Annotated in this window: 19 protein-coding genes; 16 read left to right on the top strand and 3 right to left on the bottom strand. The window is 75.1% G+C overall.

The annotated features are described in order from the left end of the window. Positions 1 to 73 precede the first annotated feature (73 nt). The 16 genes from FH609_RS26255 to FH609_RS26180 all read left to right on the top strand — a co-directional run bounded on the left by FH609_RS26255 (position 74) and on the right by FH609_RS26180 (position 17,587). Positions 74 to 334 (top strand): acyl carrier protein, encoded by a 261-nt coding sequence (locus FH609_RS26255; RefSeq protein ID WP_139672735.1) that lies wholly within the window; start codon positions 74 to 76, stop codon positions 332 to 334. After that, on the top strand, positions 331 to 3,621 hold the full coding sequence (locus tag FH609_RS26250; protein WP_139672738.1) for a non-ribosomal peptide synthetase: 3,291 nt from the start codon (positions 331 to 333) through the stop codon (positions 3,619 to 3,621). Before FH609_RS26255 ends, FH609_RS26250 begins: the two co-directional genes overlap by 4 nt. Beyond that, positions 3,618 to 4,427 (top strand): thioesterase domain-containing protein, encoded by an 810-nt coding sequence (locus tag FH609_RS26245; protein ID WP_139672741.1) that lies wholly within the window; start codon positions 3,618 to 3,620, stop codon positions 4,425 to 4,427. The genes FH609_RS26250 and FH609_RS26245 overlap by 4 nt, the downstream gene beginning before the upstream one ends. Continuing rightward, entirely contained in the window at positions 4,424 to 5,164 is a 741-nt protein-coding gene (locus tag FH609_RS26240) for an SDR family NAD(P)-dependent oxidoreductase (RefSeq protein ID WP_139672744.1), read from the top strand. The genes FH609_RS26245 and FH609_RS26240 overlap by 4 nt, the downstream gene beginning before the upstream one ends. Next, the gene (locus FH609_RS26235; protein WP_226961961.1) at positions 5,161 to 6,483 is read left to right on the top strand and encodes a glutamate-5-semialdehyde dehydrogenase; all 1,323 of its coding nucleotides are present in this window, start codon (positions 5,161 to 5,163) and stop codon (positions 6,481 to 6,483) included. The genes FH609_RS26240 and FH609_RS26235 overlap by 4 nt, the downstream gene beginning before the upstream one ends. A 178-nt stretch (positions 6,484 to 6,661) precedes the next feature. Then, positions 6,662 to 6,946 carry an acyl carrier protein gene (locus FH609_RS26230; protein WP_139672749.1) on the top strand — a complete coding sequence of 95 codons (285 nt, stop codon included), beginning with the start codon at positions 6,662 to 6,664 and terminating at the stop codon, positions 6,944 to 6,946. Beyond that, positions 6,943 to 8,322 (top strand): TrpB-like pyridoxal phosphate-dependent enzyme, encoded by a 1,380-nt coding sequence (locus FH609_RS26225; RefSeq protein ID WP_139672752.1) that lies wholly within the window; start codon positions 6,943 to 6,945, stop codon positions 8,320 to 8,322. Before FH609_RS26230 ends, FH609_RS26225 begins: the two co-directional genes overlap by 4 nt. Beyond that, the gene (locus tag FH609_RS26220) at positions 8,319 to 9,518 is read left to right on the top strand and encodes an acyl carrier protein (protein WP_139672755.1); all 1,200 of its coding nucleotides are present in this window, start codon (positions 8,319 to 8,321) and stop codon (positions 9,516 to 9,518) included. The genes FH609_RS26225 and FH609_RS26220 overlap by 4 nt, the downstream gene beginning before the upstream one ends. A 2-nt stretch (positions 9,519 to 9,520) precedes the next feature. Further along, positions 9,521 to 9,781, top strand: a complete 261-nt coding sequence (locus FH609_RS26215; protein ID WP_139672758.1) for a phosphopantetheine-binding protein — start codon at positions 9,521 to 9,523, stop codon at positions 9,779 to 9,781. After that, positions 9,778 to 10,965, top strand: a complete 1,188-nt coding sequence (locus FH609_RS26210; protein ID WP_139672761.1) for an acyl-CoA dehydrogenase family protein — start codon at positions 9,778 to 9,780, stop codon at positions 10,963 to 10,965. The genes FH609_RS26215 and FH609_RS26210 overlap by 4 nt, the downstream gene beginning before the upstream one ends. Further along, entirely contained in the window at positions 10,958 to 12,109 is a 1,152-nt protein-coding gene (locus FH609_RS26205; RefSeq protein WP_226961960.1) for an acyl-CoA dehydrogenase, read from the top strand. Before FH609_RS26210 ends, FH609_RS26205 begins: the two co-directional genes overlap by 8 nt. Next, the gene (locus FH609_RS26200) at positions 12,096 to 12,701 is read left to right on the top strand and encodes a 4'-phosphopantetheinyl transferase family protein (RefSeq protein WP_139672764.1); all 606 of its coding nucleotides are present in this window, start codon (positions 12,096 to 12,098) and stop codon (positions 12,699 to 12,701) included. The genes FH609_RS26205 and FH609_RS26200 overlap by 14 nt, the downstream gene beginning before the upstream one ends. After that, positions 12,698 to 13,798, top strand: coding sequence for a hypothetical protein (locus tag FH609_RS26195; protein ID WP_193318066.1), 1,101 nt, complete (start codon positions 12,698 to 12,700; stop codon positions 13,796 to 13,798). The genes FH609_RS26200 and FH609_RS26195 overlap by 4 nt, the downstream gene beginning before the upstream one ends. A 3-nt stretch (positions 13,799 to 13,801) precedes the next feature. Further along, entirely contained in the window at positions 13,802 to 15,379 is a 1,578-nt protein-coding gene (locus tag FH609_RS26190; RefSeq protein ID WP_139672767.1) for an amino acid adenylation domain-containing protein, read from the top strand. 28 nt (positions 15,380 to 15,407) lie between these two features. Continuing rightward, on the top strand, positions 15,408 to 16,004 hold the full coding sequence (locus tag FH609_RS26185; protein ID WP_139672770.1) for a flavin reductase family protein: 597 nt from the start codon (positions 15,408 to 15,410) through the stop codon (positions 16,002 to 16,004). Continuing rightward, positions 16,001 to 17,587, top strand: a complete 1,587-nt coding sequence (locus FH609_RS26180) for an AMP-binding protein (RefSeq protein WP_226961959.1) — start codon at positions 16,001 to 16,003, stop codon at positions 17,585 to 17,587. Before FH609_RS26185 ends, FH609_RS26180 begins: the two co-directional genes overlap by 4 nt. Before the next feature lie 51 nt (positions 17,588 to 17,638). Here FH609_RS26180 and FH609_RS26175 read toward each other — a convergent pair whose 3' ends face one another. The 3 genes from FH609_RS26175 to FH609_RS26165 all read right to left on the bottom strand — a co-directional run bounded on the left by FH609_RS26175 (position 17,639) and on the right by FH609_RS26165 (position 20,706). After that, a complete protein-coding gene (locus tag FH609_RS26175; RefSeq protein WP_139672773.1) occupies positions 17,639 to 18,667 on the bottom strand; it encodes a LysR substrate-binding domain-containing protein in 1,029 nt (342 codons plus the stop codon). A gap of 117 nt (positions 18,668 to 18,784) precedes the next feature. Beyond that, positions 18,785 to 19,759 (bottom strand): NAD-dependent epimerase/dehydratase family protein, encoded by a 975-nt coding sequence (locus tag FH609_RS26170; RefSeq protein ID WP_226961958.1) that lies wholly within the window; start codon positions 19,757 to 19,759, stop codon positions 18,785 to 18,787. Further along, positions 19,756 to 20,706: a ScbA/BarX family gamma-butyrolactone biosynthesis protein gene (locus FH609_RS26165; protein ID WP_139672775.1), complete on the bottom strand. Its 951-nt coding sequence runs from the start codon at positions 20,704 to 20,706 to the stop codon at positions 19,756 to 19,758. Before FH609_RS26165 ends, FH609_RS26170 begins: the two co-directional genes overlap by 4 nt. Positions 20,707 to 20,775: the final 69 nt, after the last annotated feature.

Raw genomic sequence — 20,775 nt, 5'->3', positions numbered from 1 at the left:
ACGGGGAGGCCGGTTGCCGGAATATTGGCGACAGCCTCGTAAATCAATCTGTTGCGGCCAGGGAGTTGTTTCGATGAACCAGGCTGTGCACCATGTGACCAGCACTGACGCGGTGGGTTCCATCATCGCCAGATTCGTTCGGGTGCCCTTCACCGATAATTCCGGACTCACCGAGATCGGTCTCGACTCCATGTCCCTGGTGAGGGTGGTGGTCGCCTTCCTGCCGGACACCGGACAGGAGATCGACGCCGCCGCCCTCGCCGAGCTGCGCACCGTGGGCGAGCTGAGGGACTGGCTGCTGAGCGTAGCCGCCGCCGGGGGTGAGACCCCGTGACCGCTCCCCTCACCACGCCCGTGGCGGCGCGGCCGGAGCCCGCGCCGGCCGACGCCGGGCCGGACTGGCGGGCCCCGCTGACCGAGACCCAGCTCGGCCTGCTGATGGTGCACCGCACCGTCGCGGTGCCCCACCTGTACAACGTGGTGGCGGAGGCCACCCTCGACCCCGGGTGCTCGCCCGAGCGGCTGCGCGCGGCGCTCGCCGACGTGCTCGCCGTCCAACCGGCGCTGCGCATGGGGCTGTTGACGACGCCCCAGCCGCACGCCGTGCTCTCGGAGCCGCCGGCGCCCGACGAACTGCCGCTCAGCGACGAGCCGACGGCGCCCGGCGACTGGGACCGGGCGCACCGGGCGGCCGTCGAGCGGCTCTCCCACGCCACCTTCGACTTCGCCGCCCCGCCGCTGCTGCGGGCGATCCACCTCCGCACCACCACGGGCGACCGCGCCGCGCTGCTGCTGGTGGCGCACCACACCGTCTTCGACGGCTACTCGCTGCGCCCGCTGATCGACGACCTCAACGCCGCGCTCGCCGGCACGCTGGACGCCGGCTCGCTGCGTCCCAAGCGGGAACGGGCGCTGCGCGGCGAGCTGTTGGCGCAGGCGTCCGCCGCAGAAACGCCCGAGGTGGAGGCCGCCGCCGTGGCGATGGGCGAACGGCTGCGCTCGGCGCCCGCGACCGTGCTCCACCCGCGACCCGGCCGCCCCACGGAGACCGCCTTCACGGGCCGGCGCGGGGAACTGCCGCTGGACGCCGAGGTGTCGGCGGCCGTGGACCGCGCCTGCGTCGAGCTGGGGGCCACGCCGTTCGCCTTCTTCTCGGCCGTCTACTCGGCCGTGCTGGCCCGGCACAGCGGCAACACCACGGTGACCTTCGGCAGCCCGCTGCTGTCCCGCCGCACCGTCGGCTCGTTCGACCTCTGCGGCTTCTTCGTGCACACCCTGCCGCTGGTGTTCGACGTGGACTGGCGGGTCAGCTTCGCCGACCACCTCGCCGGGGTGGCGGCGCCCGAGGTCCAGTCCGTCAAGCGGCGGGTCGCGGTGTCGTTCAACCGCGTCGTGCGGCACGCCGAGCCGGACCGGTCCAGCAACCGCAACCCGCTGTTCGCCGCGATGCTGGCGATGCAGGACTCCACCGAGGTCCAGCCGGGCGGCGCGGTGTGGGCGCTGCGCGAACACGGCACCGGGACCGCCAAGTTCGACCTGTGGCTCGGCGTCACGCCGACGGCCGCCGGCTGGCTGCTGGAGCTGGAGTACGACCCCGAGCTGGTGCCCGAGCCGGTGGCCGACGGGGTGGCGCGCTCGCTGCGCGAGGCGGTGGGCGCCGCCGCGAAGGCCCCGGCGACGCCGCTGGCCGAGCTGTTCACGGACGGCTCCGCCGTTCCCGAGGACGACGGCCACCACCGTCCGGCGCCGGTGCCCGCGCTCGACGGCTGGTTCCGGCACACCGCGCGGCGGCTGCCGGACGCCGTCGCCGTGGAGGACCCCGGCGGGCGGCTGACCTACCGGGAGTTGGACGCCGCGGTGGACGCGACGGCCGCCGGGCTGCGGCGGCGCGGCGTCGTGCCGGGGCAGGTGGTGGGGCTGACCACGGCCACGCTGACCGACACGGTGGTCGCGATGTTCGCCGCGCTGCGGCTGAACGCCCGCTATCTGCCGCTGGACCTGAGCCTGCCCGAGGAGCGGCTGGCGTATATGACCCGGCAGGCCGAGTGCCGGCTGGTGGTCGGCGAGGGCGCGGTGCCCGGGGCGACGGTGCTGTCCGCCGCCGAGGTCGCCGAGGTCGCCGAGGTCGCCGAGGTCGCCGACGTCGCCGAGCCCGGCGGGGCCGTGGACACGCCGGACGGTCAACCCGGCGCCGGCTATGTGATGTTCACCTCCGGGTCCACCGGCCGGCCCAAGGGCGTGGTCATGAGCGAGGGCCCGCTGCTCAACCTGAGCGCCTGGCAGCTCGACGCGCTGGCCATGGACGAGCGCACCCGCTTCCTCCAGTACGCGCCGCTCGGCTTCGACGTCTCCTTCCAGGAGATCGTGCCCACGCTGCTGGTCGGCGGGACGGTGGTCTCCCGCGAGCCGGCCGACCGCCGGGACCTGCCGGCGGTGGTGCGGCGGATCGTCGACGGCGGGATCACCCATGTCTATCTGCCGGTCGCCGCGCTCCGCCCGTTCGTCCAGGCCGCCAGGAGCGCCGGGGTCGGTCTCGAACGGGTCAGCCAGGTGTGCGTCTCCGGCGAGCAGTTGGTGGTCGACCGGGAGATCGAGGACTTCTTCGCCGAACGCCCGCACCTGACGCTGGTCAACCTCTACGGGCCGACCGAGACCCACGCCGTCACCACCCACCGGCTGTCCGGCGCCGCGCCCGGCTGGCCCTCGCATGTGCCGATCGGCGAGCCGGTCTCCGGGGTGACCGTCCAGGTGATCGACCGCACCGGCCACCTCGCGCCGCCCGGCGTCGCCGGCGAGCTGCTGCTCGGCGGGGCCTGCCCGGCGGACGGCTATGTCAACGACAGGGAACGCACCGACGAGCGCTTCGTTCCCGACCCTTATGGCCCGCCGGGGGCGCGCCGCTACCGCACCGGCGACCAGGTGCTCAGGGACGCCGAGGGCACCCTGGTCTTCCTGGGCCGGAACGACGACCAGGTCAAGATCCGGGGCTACCGGGTCGAGTTGGGCGAGATCGAGGCCGCCGCGCTGGCCCATCCGGGGGTGCGGGAGGCCGTCGCCGCCGTGCGCGGCGAGGGCGCGGAACGCCAGCTGCTGCTCTTCGTCCGGCTCGCCGGCGACGCCGGCGGCGCGGGCGCCGCCGGTTCGGCCGGCTCGGCCGATGACGTCCGGCGGGAGCTGGCCGCGCTGCTCGCCGAGCGCCTGCCGGCCTATATGGTGCCCGGCCGCATCCTGCCCGTGGACGCGGTGCCCACCACCGGCAACGGCAAGTTCGACCGCCCGGCGCTGCTGGCCACGGCGGACGCCCTGATCGCCCGGCTGGAGGCGCCGCCGGACCGGGGCGGCGCGGCCGGCCGGCCCGACGACCCGCTCCAGGCCCAACTGCTGGAGCTGTGGGCCGAGTTGCTGGAACGGCGTGACCTGACGGTCGACCGTTCCCTGCTGGAGTGCGGGGCGCACTCGCTGAACGTGCTGTCCGCGCTGACCAGGATCGAGCAGCGGTTCGGCGCGCGGATCGCGGTCCTGGACTTCTTCCGGGCGCCCACGGTCCGGGAGTTGGCCCGCCTGGTCGAGGCCGAGGTCGGCGCAGCCGCCGGCTCGGCACCGAACGGGGTGGCGCCATGACCGCGCCCGCTCCCCAGGCGACCGACGTGACCGACGTGACCGGGGACGACCAACTGCTGATCCCCATCAGCCGCACCCCGGGACCGCTGCGCAGCGTGCTGCTGCACCCGGCCGGCGGCGGCCTCGGCCCCTACCTCGGCGTGGCCGCCGTGCTGGGCCGCCGGGGCCCGGTGGCCGGCATCCGCGCCGCGGGACTGCTGCCGGGGGAGCGGCCCGACGACTCCGTCGAGGCGATGGTGCGGCGCTATCTGCCGCTGCTCGACCGGCTCGACGGTCCGCCCGACCTGCTCTTCGGCTGGTCGCTCGGCGGCGTGCTCGCCTGGGAGCTGGCCGCCGAGCTGGTGGCCAGGGGGCAGCGTCCCCGGGTCGTGATGCTCGACAGCCAGGCGACCCTCGGCACCGCCGGCGGCCGGGACCTGGACCGGCTGCGCGCGCAGGTGGTGGGGATGGCCGGCCTGGCCGGACACGACGCCGAACAGGTGGCCCGCACCACGGACGCGCACATCGCCGCCGTCGCCGGCCACGCCGTGCGTGACCGGCACGACAGCCGGGCGCTGCTGATGGCCTGCGCCGCCGAGCCGGACCCCGTCCAGCCCGCCCGCTGGCGGGAGTTGGCCCCGGCGCTGCGCGTCGTCGAGGTGCCCTGCGGCCACTTCGAGCTGCTGGCGCCGCCCCATCTGCGCACGGTCATCGGCCACCTGGAGACCTTCCTCCGCGAGACCGACCCGGCGGCCGGAGCTCCCGGGCCCGCCGACCGCCCCACCGAACCGACGCCGCACCACGCGTCACCGAGGAGTAACCGATGACCGAATCACTCGCCGTGGTCACCGGCGGCACCCGAGGGATCGGGCTGGCCCTGAGCCGGCGGCTGGTCCACCTGGGCCACCGGGTGATCGCCTTCTACGGCTCCGACCGCGCCGCCGCCGAGAAGGCGGAGGCGGAGGCGCCGGAGCGGCTGACCGCCCTGCGGGTCGACGTGTCCGACCCCGAACAGGTCGCGACGGCCGCCCGCCGGATCGTCGACGAACACGGCGCCCCGGCCGTCCTGGTGAACAACGCCGGGGTCAACCGCGACCGCCCGTTCCTCGAACTCACCGACGAGGACTGGCGCCGGGTGCTGGACACCAACCTGTCGGGACCGTTCTGGCTCACCCGGGCCCTCGCCCCCGCGATGCTCGCGGCCGGCGGCGGCAACGTGGTGAACATCGGCGCCACCACCGGCATCCGGGTCCGGGTGGACGGCGCCAACTACTCCGCCAGCAAGGCCGGGCTGCTCCAGCTCACCAAGTGCATGGCGCTGGAGCTGGCGCCGACCATCCGGGTCAACTGCCTGATCCCCGGAATGATCGACACCGAGGAACTGCGCGTCCGCTGGCGCCTGGACGACCCGGAACGCATGGCCATGACGCTCGACGAGATCCCGTCGCGACGCATGGGCACCACCGACGACATCGCCGACGCCCTGGAGTTCATCGTCGGCCCCGGCGGCTCCTACCTCAACGGTCAGAAGCTGATCATCGATGGAGGGCAGTTCATGTGGTGACCACACCGAGCACCGTCGGCCTGACGGCCGTTCCCCCCGCCGGGGCCGACCCGCCCGAGGACCCCGTCGAGCGCATCCTGTCCGAGGCGCGCGCGGCCCAGCTGGCGGCGCCCCCGATCGGCGACCCGGCCTACCCCCGCTACTGTCACGAGCTGCGCGACCGGCTGCGCGCCGCCTGGCCCGCCCTTCTCGCCGCCAACCGCCGCGACATCGCCAGCGCCGAGGCGCGCGGCCTGCCGGACACCCTGGTCACCCGGCTCCGGCTGACCGACCGGCACCTCGACGCCTTCGCCGCGCTCGCCGAGCGCGGCGAACGCGAACTGGCCGACCTCACCGGCCACATCACCACGCTGCCGGCGGCCCACTGGGGGACGCTCCGCAGGATTCCCAAGCCGCTCGGCGTGGTGATGATGGTCTACGAGGCCCGGCCGACCGTGACCGTGGACGGCGCGCTGCTGCCGGTGATCGTCGGCAACGCCGTGCTGCTGCGCGGCGGCACGGAGATGGCGGAGACCGACGCCGCGCTCGCCGAGGTGGCGCGGGCCGCGCTGGTGGCCGCCGGGCTGCCCGCCGGGCTGGTCACCGTGTTGCGGGACCCCAGACGCACCCTGCTGCGGGCCATGCTGAAGCGGCCGGACGCCATCGACGTGCTGATCCCGCGCGGCAGCCCCTCGTTGATCGACTACTGCCGCACCAGCGGCGCGCTCCCGCTGATCGCCAGCGGCGGCGGCGTCAACCACCTCTATGTCCACGCGAGCGCCGACCTGGCGCTGGCCGCCACGGTCACCCTGGACAGCAAGATCCCGGAGCCGGCCGGCTGCACCTCGGTCGAGCTGGTGCTGGCCGACCGGAGCGTCGTCGAGGCGTACACGGCCGAACTGCTCCGCCAGGCGGAGGCGGCCGGCGCGGCGCTCACCGTCCGCCTCGACCCCACGGTGCCGGCCCCGCCGGCGGTGGGGGGCCGGATCGAACGGCTCGAACCCCACGACCTCGGGCGGGAGTTCCTCGACCCGGTGATCGGGGTGCTGGCCGTCTCCGGGCTGGAGGAGGCGGTGGAGCACATCCGCCGCCACGGCTCCGCCCACACCGAGGGCGTGCTGGCCACCGACCCGGAGGTGACCGAGCGCTTCTCCCGGCTGGTGGACGCGGCGGCCATCGTCGTCAACGGCAGCCTGCGCCTGCACGACGGGCCCAAGCTCGGCCTCGGCGCCGAGATCTCCATCGCCACCGGCCGGCTACACGTCCGTGGGCCGGTCACGCTCGGGGCGCTGGTCACCAGCAGCTGGGTGGTCGAGGCCGATGGCGAACTGCGCGGTTGACCCGCCGCCCACCCGACCGCCCCGCCCGCCCCGACCCACGACGACCACCCGAACCCCCCGAACCCCCCACGTCCGCCCCGCCGTTCGAGCCGTTCCCGCCGCTCCCGTTGACCTGGCCGGCCCCGCCGGCCCACCCGGCAAGGCGCACCCACTCATGCGACGTCAGGAGAGAACTGCCATGTCCGTTACGCACAGCCTCGACCGTGCCACGGTCGCCGATGCCGTCAAGCGGGTCGTGATCGCCGAGTCCCGGCTGTCCATCGACCCGACCGTGATCTCCGAGAGCGAGCCCCTGGTCGGCGAGCTGCTGCGGGTGAACTCGCTCGGCTTCGTCGGAATGCTGGTCCGGATCGAGGACACGCTGGACGTCACGCTGCCGGACGACCTGTTCGTGGGCCGCTCCTTCACCGTCGTCGGTGACCTGATCGACGTGGTGATAGCCGGGGCGGAGGCCAACCGATGAGCGCCCGACTGCCCACCCGCTGGCGCGGCGTGCTGCCGTACCTGTCCGAGCCGATGCCGCCCGACCTCACCCCCGAGAGCACCGGGCGCACCGAGGTCGGCGTCAACCTGCCGATGGAGCTGGTCCGGCAGAGCGTGCTGGAGCGCGAGTACTGGCCCATCCCCGACGAGGTCGCCACCGCCTACCGGGGCTACCGGCCCACCCCGCTGTGGCGGGCCACCGGCTTCGAGCGGGCCATCGGCGCCCGGGTGCCGGTCTACGTCAAGTACGAGGGCGGCAACATCTCCGGCAGCCACAAGCTCAACACCGCGCTGGCGCAGGCCCACTACTACCGCAGGGCCGGCGTGAAGGAGCTGGTCACCGGCACCGGCGCCGGCCAGTGGGGCACCGCGATGGCGGCGGCCTGCGCCCTGTTCGGGCTGCGCTGCCGGGTGTTCATGGTGGAGTCCAGCCTCCGCCGCAAGCCCTACCGGGGCACGCTGATGCGGATGCTCGGCGCGGAGGTGCACTCCAGCCCCAGCGGACTGACGGAGGTCTCGGGCCGGCACCGGGACGGCACCGGCAACAGCCTGTCGCTGGCGATCGGCGAGGCCGTCGAGTACGCCGCCACCCACGACGGGGTGGCGTTCTGCATCGGCAGCGGCGAGACCTACAGCATCCTGCACCAGTCGGTGATCGGGCTGGAGGCCCAGGAGCAACTGGCCGGCCTGGAGGCCGAGGTGGACGCGGTCGTGGGCTGCGTGGGCGCCGGCTCCAACTTCGGCGGGATCGCGCTGCCGTTTCTCGCCGAGGAGCGCGCGGGCGGGGCCGCCTCGCCGACGCTGGTCGCCGCCGAGTCGACCACCGCGCCCAAGCTGACCCGGGGCGTCTACGCCTACGACAAGACGGACGCCACCGGGAGCGGCCCGCTGGAGGCGATGTACACCATCGGCAGCGACTACCCGATCCCGGACGCGCACTCGGCCGGGCTGCGCTTCCACGGCGCGGCCAAACTGATCTCCGCGCTGCGGCACGAGGGCGACGTGGCGGCCACCGCCGTCAGCCAGCCCGAGGCGCTCTCCGCCGGCCAGCTGCTGACGAAGAACGAGGCGGTGCTGCCCGCGCCCGAGTCCGGGCACGCGCTCGCGGCGGCCGCCCGGCTGGCCACCACGGGCGCCGCCGACGGCGAACGCCAACTGCGCGCGGAACGCGGGGTGTTGGTCTGCGTCAGCGGCCACGGCTTCCTCGACCTGGGCGCCTACGAGCAGATGCTCGACGGCGCGCTGGACGACGAGGCCCCGGCCGAGCAGGCGCTCCTCGGCGCCGTCAGCGGCCTCACCCCGATCCGCGAGCCGGCGGGGCTCGCGGCTGGGCTCGCCGCAGGGGGGTCACGATGACCGCCACCGTGAGCACCACGGCCACCGCGAGCACCACCTCCGCCGCGCCCACGCCGCCCGCCGTGCGGGCCGAGCTGCTGGACTGCGTCCAGTCCAACCTGGCGGTGCTCGCCGACCGCCACCACGGACCCGACACCCATCTCGCCCTCGGCGCCACCCTGCGCTTCAGCCCGGTGCCGGGACCGGCCGGCCTGCCGACCGTGGAGCCGCCGCTGGAGCGGGAGTTGGCGGCCATCGACCGGCTGGGCCTGGTGGAACGCCACAGCTGGACCGGCGTGACCGGCGCCGCGCTGGCCGGGCTGGCCCGCGAGCACGGCGCGCTCTATGTCATGGCCGACTCCTTCGAGATGCCCTGGCTGCCCTACTTCGGCCACGCCCACATGGAGCACAGCTTCCTGGTCGAGCCGACGGCCGAGCCGGGCCGGCTGCTGGTCACCGACGCCTACGACAACCACACCCCGTGGGGCGTGACCCGCCCGCTGACGACCGAGGTCGCGGCGGCCGAGCTGCCCGTCGCCTCGCTCGTCGCGCTGCTGAAGCCGTCGCCCACCGGCGCGCCCGCCGTGGCGCCCGGGCTGGAACGGGAGCCGCCGGACGACTACCTGGCGGCCTACGCCCAGCACCCCGACCGCCTCGTCGCGCTGGAGCGACTGACCGTGGAGACCTGGCTGTTGGCGAGGTCCCGCCGGCTGCACGCCGCGTTCCGCGCGCACCTCGGCCTGCCCGAGGGGCCCGAGGTGGCGGCCCAGCTGGCCCGCTGGGGCCGGGTCGCCGAGCAGGCGTTCCTGGCGCTGCGCCGCGTCCAGCGTGGCCGGCCCGAGCCGCAGCGGCTGCGGGACGAACTCGCCGCCACGCTGGCCGCCGACGGCGAGGTGTTCGCCGCGCCGGCCGCGAGCGCCCCCGCCGCGAGCGGGGCGACGGCCGGGGACGGCGGCCGGGACGCGGGGGACGCCGCCGCGCTGCGGGCCGCCGTCGCGGGGATCGTCGCCTCGGTCACCCGTACCACCGTGGCGGCCGTGCTGGCCGCCCCCGACCTCACCGAGCTGACCGGGTTCGACTCCTTCCGCGTGGTGGAGATCGTCGAGCGGCTGGAGGAGCACCTCGACGCCGACCTCGACCCGGAGGACCTGGTCCCGGAGAACCTGCACCGCCTGGACGACCTGTGCCGCCTCGCCGCCACGACAAGGAGCAGCTGATCATGGACCCGCGCTTCACCGAACTCCTCGTTCCCTTCCTCAAGCACCTGCGCGGCCGGGAACTCACCGAGACCTCCCCGCTGCCCGCGCTCGGCCTGGACTCCATGCAGTCCATCGAGCTGCTCTTCGCCATCGAGGACACCTTCGGCATCGCGCTGCCGGACGAGGACCTCAACGACGCCACGTTCGCCACCGCCGGCAGCCTGTGGGGCGCGGTCAGCGCCGCGCTGGCGGCGGAGGGCGGAACGGTGAGTGCGGCATGACCGTGACCACGCTGGAGCCGGCGGCGCCGGCCCCGCCCGAACTGGCCGACCGGGTCGCGCAGGTGGCCGCCACGGCCGCCGAACACGCCGCCCGCACCGACCGGGAGGCGAGCTTCCCGGTCGAGACGCTGGCCGCGATGCGCGAGACCGGGCTGCTCGGCCTCCTCGTTCCCACCCGGTACGGCGGCCTGGGCGGCGGGCTCGGCGCCCTGCTGGACGCCTCGATGACCATCGGCAGGGCCGACGTGTCCGCCGCCATGATCCTCGCCATGCACTGCCAGCAGTCGGCCGCGATCACCGGCCACGCCGGGCCCCGGCTGCGCGAGGAGCTGCTGCCCCGGATCGCCGCCGGCCAGCTCTACCTCGCCTCGGTCACCACCGAGGCCGGCACCGGCGGCCATCTCCTCAGCTCCGAGTCGGAGTTGGCGACCGACGGGGGCGGCCTGCTGATCGACCGCTTCGCGCCGATCGTGACCGGCGGCGCGCACGCCGACGGCTTCCTCATCAGTATGCGCAGCCCCGAAGCGGACTCGCCCAGCGAGGTGTCCCTGGTCTACGCGCACCGCGAGCAGCTGCGGATCAGCCGCTCCGGCGACTGGCAGCCCATGGGGATGCGGGCCAGCCACAGCGTCGCGCTGCGGCTGACCGGCCGGGTGCCGGACGACCAGGTGGTGGGCGAGCACGGCGGCTTCTCCCGGATCGCGGGGCAGGTCTTCGGTCCGCTGGCCCACCTCGGCTGGTCGGCCTGCTGGCTGGGCGCCGCCAGCGGCGCGCTCTCCCGGGTGCTGAGGATGCTGCGCGAGCCGGCCAGCCGCGCCCGCGTCAACCTCGGCTCCGAGCTGCTGCTGACCCGGCTCTCCCGGGCCCGCCAGCGCATCGACACCGTGCACGCGCTGCTGCGCCACACCGAGCGGATGGTGGACCGGGCGACCGACCTGTCCACGCCGCCCCACCAACTCCTGCTGAACTCCCTGAAGATCACCGCCGCCGAGCAGTGCCACCTCGTCGTCGAGGACCTGATCGACGCGGTCGGGATGCGCCACGGCTACCTCCAGGACTCCCCGACCCGCCTGGAGCGCACCCTGCGGGATCTGCGGTCGGCGGCCCTCAACTACAGCAACGACCGGCTGCACCTGGCCGACGGGCGGCTCGCGCTGCTGGACCCGGAGGTGCGCTGTGCCTGAACAGGCGGTGCTGGAGCCCCCGTCGGCCCCGCCGAGGCCGGACGGCCGCCGGCTGTGGGCCGAACTGGGGGCGGCCGGCCGGATCGGCCGGGTCTACCGGCGCGGCGACCCGGCCGCCGGCGTGGACCCGGAGCGGCTGGGCGAGCTGATGGCCGCGCTGGACCGGACCGAGACGATCGGCTCGACGCTGGCAGTCTGCGTGCAGATCGCCACCTCCGTCCCGCTGTTGACGCTCTCGCCGGGGGCAGGACCCGTCGCGGGCGCGCTGGCCGAGGCCCTCGCCGGGCGCGCCGTGATCGCGCTGGCCGCCACCGACGAGGGCTCGGGCTCCGACCTGTTGGGCCTCGGCACCCGGGTGGACATCGGCGACGACGCGATCGAGGTGACCGGCGAGAAGCGGTGGATCACCAACGCCACCCAGGCCGACCACTTCCTGGTCCTGGGCCGGCACCGGAACGGGCGGCACTTCACCAGCTTCTCCTGGGCGCTGGTGCCGGCCTCGGCGCCCGGCGTCTCGGTGCGGCCCGCCGACACCGACCTGTTCGAGGGCTCGGGCACCGGCCACATCTCCTTCGACCGGGTGCGGCTGTCCCGCGCGCACCTGGTCGGCCGCCCGGGCCGTGGCCTGGCCGCCTTCGCCGCGCACATCGCGGTCGAGCGGCTGGCCGGGGCGCTGTGGGGCGTGGCGCTGTGCCGGCGGGTGCTGGCGGACACCCAGGGCTTCCTGACGTCCCGCCGGCACGCCGAGGGAACGCTGTGGGAGCTGGACAGCCTGCGGCAGCGCTTCGCCGGCTGTCTGCTGCGGGCCCACCAACTCCAGGCGCTCACCCGCGAGTTGGCCGACCGGGTGAGCCACCACGACACCACGGCCGCCGCCCTGCTGAAGGCGGCCTCCGGGACCACGGTGCCCCAGGTGCTGACCGAGTGCGCCCAGCTCCAGGGCGCCGAGGGCTTCGCCTCGGGCGGCGCGCAGCGCCTGCGCACCGAGGCGGCGCTCTTCGGCGTCGGCGGCGGGACGACGGAGGTCGTGCTGTCCGTGGTGGCCGGAGCCGCCGACCGCCTGCTGGCCGAACTCGGCCCGCAGGAGTCCGAACCGCCGGGAACGACGAAGAAGCCGGAAACGAGAGGCCATGACGACCCATGAGGTGGTACCCGGGGTGTGGGTGGCGAGCCGCGTCGATCCGGCGCCGGCCGACCCGCACCCGCAGGACGCCGCGCTGGCCGCCGGGATGCCCCGCTGGCGCGCCGAGGAGTTCCTCGCCGGACGGGCCGTGCTGCGCGGGCTGCTCGCCGACGTGCTGCCCGAGGCGGCCGGGGCGCCCGTGGTGCCCGGCGCCAACGGCAAGCCGGCACTGCACGGTTGGCCCGAGGTAGGGGTCAGCATCGCCCACGACCGGGGCGCGTTCGCCGCCGGGGTCGCCCCAGGCCACGCCGTCGGCGTCGACGTCCAGCTCCCGCCGGAGCCGCTGGAGGACGCGGTGCTGCGCCGCTGCGTCCGCCGGGGCCTCGCCGAGGTGCGCGAACTGGCGGAACCCGAACGGGCGGTGGAGTTCGCCTGGATCTGGACCGCCCAGGAGGCGTGCGTCAAGGCCGAGGGCAGCGGCCTGTCGGGCAGCCCCTGGACCATCGACGTCCCCTACGGCCACGGCGCCGGAACGTGGCGCGGCTTCCGCTGGCGGCTGCTGCGCGAGGAGTCCGGCATCCCCCTGAGCTGCGCCTGGAAGGAGTTGCCATGACCGCCCCGACCCAGCCCGCCCCCACCCAGCCCGCCCCGACAGCCCTGGCCCCGCCCCTCCCCGACCTCGACCCCGCACCCGACCCCGCCGGTTCGGCCGAGCTGAGCTGCTACACCACCAGCCTGGTGGCCGCCCTCGCCGGCCGGGTGCCCGACCCGGGGCTGCGGCTGGCCCACGCCGTGCGGCTGGCCGTCCGCACCGACCTGCCCGACGGGCAGCTCGCGTTCCGCCACCACGCGCGGATCGACCGCGCCGCCGACGGCCACCGGCTGCGCCCCCGCTCCGCGCCCGACTGGCCGGCCACCGTGGCCGGCCTGACGGCGGCGCTGGCCGCCGGCCCGGTGATCGCCGTCGGCAACACCCGTACGCTGCGCTGGTCGCCGTCGTTCGGCGGTGGCGTCACCTCCCACTGGCTGGTCGTCGAGGAGCGCAGCGCCGACCGCTGGCGGGTCAGCGACGACTTCGCCGCGCTGCTGCCGGACGGCGAACAACTCCCGTTCGCCGGCTGGCTGGACGACGCGGAGCTGCGCGCCGCGCTCACCCCGACCGGCCCGTTGCCGCCCGAGATCGCCCGGCGCGACCGGTACGCCCTGGGCGAGCCGGTGGACCAGCCGCCGGCCACCGACCACCGCTGGCTGGCCTGGGAGCCGGCCGGCCCGCCCGAGCCCGAACCGGCCCCGGACGGCGACTGGTTGGAGGGCACCCTGCCGGCGCTGGCCTTTGTGGCCGGCCGGTTCGCCGAGGACCCGACGGCGCTGCGCCGGCACGCCGACGACCTGTGGGCGGCGGCCCGGCACCACCGGCACCGGCTCGCCGCGCTGACCCGGGCCGGCCTGATCCACCGGGAGCCGGCCGAACGGGCCGCCGACGCCTGGGCCGAGCTGCCCCGCGCGCTGCGCTTCGCCATCGCCTCGGCGGAGCGCGGCCGCCCCCGCCCGGCGCTGGTCGGCAGGGCCTTCGACGCCGTGATCGACAGCACATCCCGCATGTCCCGCGCGGTGTCCCAGGCACCGTCCGGGGCAATGTCCCCAGCAATGTCCCAAGAAAAGTCCCAAGAGCAGTCCCGCGTTCCCACCGAGGAGACCGAGGAGTCCTGAGCGATGAAGGGCACGAGCACCGACGACAGAACACTCCACGAATGGTTCGCCGCCTCCGTCGCCGCCCACGGCGACCAGCCCGCCCTCGAGGTCGCGGGCGAGCGGCTGACCTACGCCGAACTCGACGCCGCCGCCGCCCGGTTGGCCGCCCGGGTGGTGACCAGCCACGGCGCGCCACCCGCCAGGGTCGGGCTGCTCGCCGCCCGCAGCGTCACCGCCTACGCCGGCTATCTGGCCCTCCAGCGGCTGGGCGCCACCGTGGTGCCCCTGGGTCCGAGCTTCCCGCTGGCCCGCAACGCCGCCGTCGCCGAGGGCGCCGCCCTTGACCTGGTGCTCGCCGACGCCAAGGCGCCGGCCGAGGCCGACGCGCTGCCGGTGCCCGTGCTGCGGGTCGACGCCTCGGCCGACGGGCCGCCCTGGGCCGGGCCCGTGCCCGCGCCGCAGGGCCGGGCCGCAGGACCGGACGACCTCGCCTACATCCTGTTCACCTCGGGCTCCACCGGCCGGCCCAAGGGGGTGCCGGTCGCGCACCGCAACGTCGCCGCCTATCTGGGCCACGTCATCCCGCGCTACCAACTCGGCCCGGGCGCCCGGGTGTCGCAGACCTTCGACCTGACCTTCGACCCGTCCGTCTACGACATGTTCGCGGCCTGGGGCTCGGGCGCCGCCCTCGTGGTGCCGAGCGCCGCCGACCTGATGTCGCCGGTGCGCTTCGTCAACCGGACCGGGATCACGCACTGGAACTCGGTGCCCTCGGTGATCTCCATCGCCCGCCGGCTGCGCGGCCTGGCCGCCGACTCGATGCCGTCGCTCCGCTGGAGCCTGTTCTGCGGCGAGGCGCTGACCCTGGACAACGCCGGGGCCTGGCGGGCGGCGGCGCCGGACAGCGTGCTGGAGAACATCTACGGGCCGACCGAGATGACCGTCACCTGGACCGAGTTCCGGCTCCCGCGCTACCCCTCGGACTGGCCCGCCCCCGCCAACGGGACCGTCCCCATCGGCCGCCCCTACCCGGACCAGGAACACCTGGTGCTCGGCGAGGACGGCCGCCCCGCCGAGGACGGCGAGCTGTGCGTCCGGGGCACCCAGCGCTTCCCCGGCTATCTCGACCCGGCCGAGAACGCCGGCCGCTTCTACGCCTACGACCCGGCGGGCGACGCCCCGGCCACCGCCTACGACGGCACCGAGCCGCTGACCGACCGCCACTGGTACCGCACCGGGGACCGGGTGACGCGGCTGGACGGCGAGCTGGTGCACCTGGGCCGGATCGACCACCAGCTCAAGATCCGTGGCTACCGCGTCGAGTTGGGCGAGATCGAGTCCGTGCTGCGGCAGCGGCCCGGCGTCACCGAGGCCGTGGTCCTCGCCGTCCAGGGCCCGGACGGCGAGCTGGGCCTGGAGGCGGTGGTCTGCGCCGACGCCCCCCTGGACACCGAGCCGCTGCTGGCGGCGGTCGGGGAACGGCTGCCGCGCTACATGGTGCCGCGCGGCGTCGCCGTGCGGGACGAACTACCGCTCAACGCGAACGGCAAGGTTGACCGCGCCGCACTGACCGCCTCGCTGACCGGCGCGACGGTGTGAGAAGGATGTTGAGAAGGAGTTGACCACGATGCCCGAGACCATCGACGTTGCCCCCGACCTCCAGCTGACCACCCGCCCGGCCCGGCAGCCCGCGGTGGCCGACCCGGCCGAGCCGCCGCAGGGCACCGGAGAGCCCGTCAACGAGCGGACGTTCCGGCAGACCATGTCCCGCTTCCCCACCTTCGTCACGGTGATCACCGCCGCCGGCCGCACCGGCCCGGTGGGCTGCACCGCCACCTCCGTGCTCTCGCTGTCGCTGCGCCCCCCGACCCTCGTCGTCTCGCTGCGCAGCACCGGAAAGACCCTGGACGACGTGCTGACCGCAGGGCGCTTCGCGGTGAACGTGCTGTCCTGGCACCAGCGCGAGCTGGCGCAGCACTTCGCGACCGGCGACCCCCGGCACCGCTTCGACCACGTGCCCCACACCCGCTGGGACGGCGTGCCGGTGCTGGAGGACACCTCGGCGACGGTCGTCTGCCGGCTCGGCTACACCATGCCGGTCCTGGACCACACGCTGCTGTTCGGCACGGTCGCCTTCACCCGGGCCTGCCAGCAGGAGCCGCCGGTGGTGCTGCTCGACGGCCGCTCGCACGCGGTGGACGAGACGGGACAGGTGCTGCCGTGAGCCATCTGCTGCACGAGTTCCTGCTGGCCGCCGCGCGCACCGCGCCGCACCGGCCGGCCGTGGTCGAGTTCCTGGGCGACGACCGCACCCGGGTCGTCAGCTACCGCGAACTCGACGCCCTGGTCGGCCGGTACGCGGAGACGCTGCGCGGTCTCGACCTTCCGGTCGGCGAGCGCGTCGTCCTGGACTCCGACACCTCGGCCGGCGCCATCGCGGCGCTGCTGGCCTGCGCGACGCTCGGGCTGACGTTCGTGCCCGTCAGCCCCGAGACCCCGGACCAGCGGGTGCGGACCATCGTCGCCGCCACCGAGCCGGCGCTGTACCTGAGCGGGGGCGAGGGCGCCCGCCCGGGCGTCGAGGGCGGGTTCGGCGTCGCCAGGTTCGGCCCCGAGGGCTGCGAGATCCTCCGCCGGCCGGCGTCCCACCCGGAGTCGCCGGCGCGACCGTCCCAGGGGCCGCGCCGGGAGGTCGCCGACACCGACATCGCCTACATGATCTTCACCTCGGGCACCACCGGCCGTCCCAAGGGCGTGATGATGAGCCACCGGGCCGTCACCTCGTTCTACCGGGGGATGCTCACCCAGCGCATCGTCGGGCCGCACGACCGGGTGGCGACCACCTCGCCGCTCCAGTTCGACTTCTCGCTGCTGGACATCGGCCTGGCGCTGGCCAGCGGCGCCGCCGTGGTGCCGGTGCCCCGCGCCCGGCTGCGCTGGCCGCGCCGCTTTCTGCGGGTGCTGCGCGACACGGGGGCCAGCCAGGTCAACGGCGTCCCGTCGATCTGGCGGCAGGTGCTGCGCTTCGAGCCGGAACGGCTGGCTCAACTGCGGTCCATCCGGGGCGTGTTGTTCTGCGGCGAGGACTTCCCGCTGCCGGAGCTGCGCGCGCTGCGCCGGGCGCTGCCCGAGGCCCGGCTGGTCAACTGCTACGGCGCCACCGAGTCGATGGCCGCCTCGTTCACCGACGTCCCCGACCCGCTGCCGCCCGAGCTGACCCGGCTGTCCATCGGCTTCGCGCACCCGGGCGCCGAGATGCTGCTCGTCGGCGAGGACGGCCGGCTGATCGAGGAGCCCGACGTGCTGGGCGAGATCCACCTGCGCAGCCCCGCGCTGTTCAGCGGCTACTGGCGGGACCCGGCCACCACCGACGCCACCCTGGTGCCCGACCCGGTGGACCCGGGCTCGGGGCGGCGGGTGCTGCGCACCGGCGACCTGGCCTACCGGGGCGAGGGCGGCGAGCTGTACTTCAGGGGCCGCACCGACTCTCAGGTCCAGATCCGAGGCAACCGCGTGGAGTTGGGCGAGGTGGAGCGGCGGCTGCTGGAGCACCCCGCCATCACGGCCGCCACCGCCCTGGCGCTGCGCGGCCCCGACGGCGAGACCGAGCTGGCGGCGTTCGTGGTCGTCGCGCCGGGCGTGGGGGAGCGGGAGACGGAGGTGGAGCTGACCGACTTCCTCGCCGCCGCGCTGCCCGGCTACATGGTGCCGGGCGAGCTGCGGGCGCTGCCCGCGCTGCCGGTGACGGCGAACGGGAAGGTGGACCGCGCGGCGCTGGCCCAGCTCACCGAGGCCGCGCCGGCGTGACGGAGCGGGCGGGCGGCGGATAGCGGCCACGGGCGACCGGCGCCGCGCCGGTCACCCCGTGGCCGCCATCCGCCGCTCGCGCGGCTCGGGGCGCGCGACGGGCTCGCGGCGGGGCTCGGGCCGGGCCTCCGGCCGGGGTTCCGGGCGGGCTTCAGGGCGGGGCTCGGGTTCGCCCTCGCTCTCGTGCGCCTGCCGCATGACCTCGACGGCGGCGGTCAGCAGCGCGTTGAGCGCCGCGTTGGAGGCGCTGTCCCGCCTCCTGACCACCTGGGTGAACGCGCTGAACGGGGGCGTCCAGGCCACCGGCAGCAGCCGGCCGGCCGCCAGGTCGCGGGCCACCGCGATCCGGGGGAGCAGCGCGAGGCCGAGACCCAGCTCGACGCTGCGCTTGGCCGCGTCCACCGAGTCCAGCTCCAGGATTCTCGGCCGGGGCGCCGCCGCCTGGAGGCCGATGGCCCGCTCGAAGTGCCGGTGGTACTCGGCCCGGTCGGCGCGGATCAGCGTGGAGCTGCGTAACTCCTCGTCCGACGGCCGCTCCTGGCCGACCAGCAGGTGCCCGGCCCCGCCCACCAGCACCAGCGGCTCGGGGCACAGTACCTGGCTCTCCAGCCCGTCCTCCGGGCTGTGGGAGCCGATCGAGCCGACGAAGAACGCGCAGTCCAGCCGGCCGTCCCGCACCTGCGCCACCGGGTCCTCGGTGGCGGTCGCGTGCATCGAGATCTGCACCTTGGGATAGCGCCGGTACAGGTACTCGATGACCGGCAGCAGCCGGTAGGTCGTCAGGCTCTCCTCGGTGCCGACGTCGACGGTGCCGTGCGGCTGCCCGCCGGAGCTGATCGACTGGCGGGCCCGCTCGGTGAGCGCGACGATCTCCCGTGCGTAGGGGAGGAGTTCGACGCCGGCGGCGGTCGGCCTGATGCGGCCGGGGCGCCGTTCCAGGAGCAGGGCGTCGAGCCCCTGCTCCAGGCTCTTGATGCGGGTGGTTACCGTGGGCTGGGAGAGACCCAACCGGGCCGCGGCCTGGGTGAAGCTGCCCATGTCCACCACCGCGAGGAAGGCGTTGAGATGAGGCGTATCCATGAGGTGATTCCCCCTGGCCCGACCGGCACGGTCCGGATAGTCGGATGAACCGTCAAGAACTCGTTCCAGTAAACAAACCGTGCGGTCGGTTTGTCAATGCCTCCGGCGTCGCTCCGGTCAGGATCGACCACCGCTCGACCGTTCCCCGTACCAGCGCAGCGCCTCCGCCATCCGCGAGGCGTAGCCGGGGCCTGCGGTGAGGCCCAGCGCCCGCCAGACGCCGGAGCTGTCGTAGAAGTGGTCGCGGGAGAGCAGCGCGTGCTGGTGGTCCGTCATCTCGGGCAACTCCCGCGCGGTCACCGAGCGGTGCTCGGCGCACGGCAGGTCGTCGCTCGGCGGCGGCAGGTCCAGCACCTCGCACACCCGCCGGGCCAGCACGCGCAGCCGCACCGGCTCGGGGTGGCTGGCGTGCCACACCGAACCGGCGGCCGGCGGCCGCGCGGTGAAGGCCAGCGCCGCCACGAGCCGGGCCAGGTCGCTCACCGCGATCACCGACAGCCGGGCCCGGCCCCCGTCCGGCCAGGCCGGCACGGCCGCCAGCAGCCGCGCCAGGGTCGGCACGAACCAGCGGTCGCCGGCGCCGAAGACGAGGTTGGGGCGCAGCACCACGCCGCCGTGGGCGCGCACCTCCTCCTCGGCGCGCAGCCGCGAGGCGCTCGCCGTCGAGGCCGGCGCCGGCGTCAGCGCGCCCTCGACGGGCCCCCGGTGCGGGCCGGTGCCATAGACCGAGGCCGTGCTGACGTAGCAGATCCGGCCGATGCCGGCGCGGCGCGCCTCCCGCATCAGGGCGGCGGTGCCGAGGCCGTTGACGGACCAACAGCGCTCCGGGTCCCGGCCCACATAGCTGGACAGGTGCAGCAGCACGGCGGCCCTCTCGCCCACCCCGCGCAGGGTGGCGGGCTCGCTCAGGTCGCCGGCCGTCCAGGCCACCCCGGCCTCGGTCATCCACCTCGGCGGCGGGCGCCGCGACAGCACCCTGACCCGGGGGCCGCCGGTTCCCGCGCGGCGCAGCAACTGGCGCACCACGGCGCTGCCGACGAAGCCGGTGCCGCCGCTGACCAGGACCGGGCCGCCCGGCATCCGCGCCGTCACGGCCCGGTCTGCACGGCGACCGACGCCGAGGCGGCCGTCGAGCCGCCCTGGGCGAAGTCCACCGGGACCACCTGTTCCCCGTCCGGGCCCGGCTCCACGGCGCCCACCGTGACCAGGCAGGGCGAGTCGAACTCGACGAACCGCTCGAACGTGACGGCGCAGCCGGTGGCCACGCCCCACGTGTTGTTGAGGGTGGCCAGCGCCGCCTGTCGGGCGCCCTCCAGCACCACCATGCCGGGCACATGGTCCACCGGGTGGTCGAAGAGCACCGGGTGGCCAGGGTCGGCGACCAGGGCCCACGCCCCGTCCTGCGGGGTCAGCGTGAGGACGACGTCGGACTCGTCGTTCCGCCCGACGCTCTCCGGCGCGACCACCGGGGCGGCCGGCCGGGCGGCGCGGGCCTCGGCGCGCGCGCCGCGCAGCCTGCGGTAGGTCGTTCCCGGGACACACGTCATCGACATGTGCCCCCGGCCGAGTAATCTGCCGTCGCGGTGGCACTCCACCGTCACGTCGAAGCCGGCGACGGTCGCGCCGCGCCGCTTGATGTGGGTGAGCGTCGCGACGAGCAGCACGTCGGCCGGGCGGTCCGCCATCAGCACCTCGGACGGGTCGACCTCGTAGGAGGTGGCGTGCGAGAGGAAGTGGTAGTCCAGCGGGATGCCCATCTTCTGGTGCGAGATCAGCAGCACGGCCTGACGGATGGTCTCGGCCAGCAGCATCGGGTCGTGCCAGCGGTTCCCGACGGACCCGTAGTAGCTGTGGCCGCGCGGCCACTGGGCGCCCACCAGGAAGGTGTCGGTCCCGCCCTCACGGATGCCGGTGAGCAGCACCTCGGAGACGGCGGCGCGGTGGACCAGGGTGCGGGGGACGGTCTGGAGGAACAGTTCGGGTTCGGCCGACAGGGAGGGTGCCGTAGTGGCGTGGTCGGCCAGGGCGAGTGCACACATCGTTTGCCTCCTGAACGAGTCGCGGAACAAGTCGCGGAACGAAGCGCTGAACGTGTCGCGGTACAGGCG

It is taken from the genome of Streptomyces sp. 3MP-14 (genome assembly GCF_006334905.2).
GTDB classification, from domain to species: Bacteria; Actinomycetota; Actinomycetes; order Streptomycetales; family Streptomycetaceae; genus Streptomyces; species Streptomyces triticirhizae.
The sequence above is the reverse complement of the archived record's forward strand: the minus strand, read 5'-3'. Positions and strand labels throughout refer to the sequence as shown.

Coding starts and splice junctions, on each gene's coding strand:
- FH609_RS26195 (WP_193318066.1), top strand. CDS start 12,698: ATGACCGCCCCGACCCAGCCCGCCCCCACCCAGCCCGCCCCGACAGCC.
- FH609_RS26220 (WP_139672755.1), top strand. CDS start 8,319: ATGACCGCCACCGTGAGCACCACGGCCACCGCGAGCACCACCTCCGCC.
- FH609_RS26175 (WP_139672773.1), bottom strand. CDS start 18,667: ATGGATACGCCTCATCTCAACGCCTTCCTCGCGGTGGTGGACATGGGC.
- FH609_RS26245 (WP_139672741.1), top strand. CDS start 3,618: ATGACCGCGCCCGCTCCCCAGGCGACCGACGTGACCGACGTGACCGGG.
- FH609_RS26200 (WP_139672764.1), top strand. CDS start 12,096: ATGACGACCCATGAGGTGGTACCCGGGGTGTGGGTGGCGAGCCGCGTC.
- FH609_RS26230 (WP_139672749.1), top strand. CDS start 6,662: ATGTCCGTTACGCACAGCCTCGACCGTGCCACGGTCGCCGATGCCGTC.
- FH609_RS26255 (WP_139672735.1), top strand. CDS start 74: ATGAACCAGGCTGTGCACCATGTGACCAGCACTGACGCGGTGGGTTCC.
- FH609_RS26190 (WP_139672767.1), top strand. CDS start 13,802: ATGAAGGGCACGAGCACCGACGACAGAACACTCCACGAATGGTTCGCC.
- FH609_RS26165 (WP_139672775.1), bottom strand. CDS start 20,706: ATGTGTGCACTCGCCCTGGCCGACCACGCCACTACGGCACCCTCCCTG.
- FH609_RS26215 (WP_139672758.1), top strand. CDS start 9,521: ATGGACCCGCGCTTCACCGAACTCCTCGTTCCCTTCCTCAAGCACCTG.
- FH609_RS26225 (WP_139672752.1), top strand. CDS start 6,943: ATGAGCGCCCGACTGCCCACCCGCTGGCGCGGCGTGCTGCCGTACCTG.
- FH609_RS26185 (WP_139672770.1), top strand. CDS start 15,408: ATGCCCGAGACCATCGACGTTGCCCCCGACCTCCAGCTGACCACCCGC.
- FH609_RS26240 (WP_139672744.1), top strand. CDS start 4,424: ATGACCGAATCACTCGCCGTGGTCACCGGCGGCACCCGAGGGATCGGG.
- FH609_RS26210 (WP_139672761.1), top strand. CDS start 9,778: ATGACCGTGACCACGCTGGAGCCGGCGGCGCCGGCCCCGCCCGAACTG.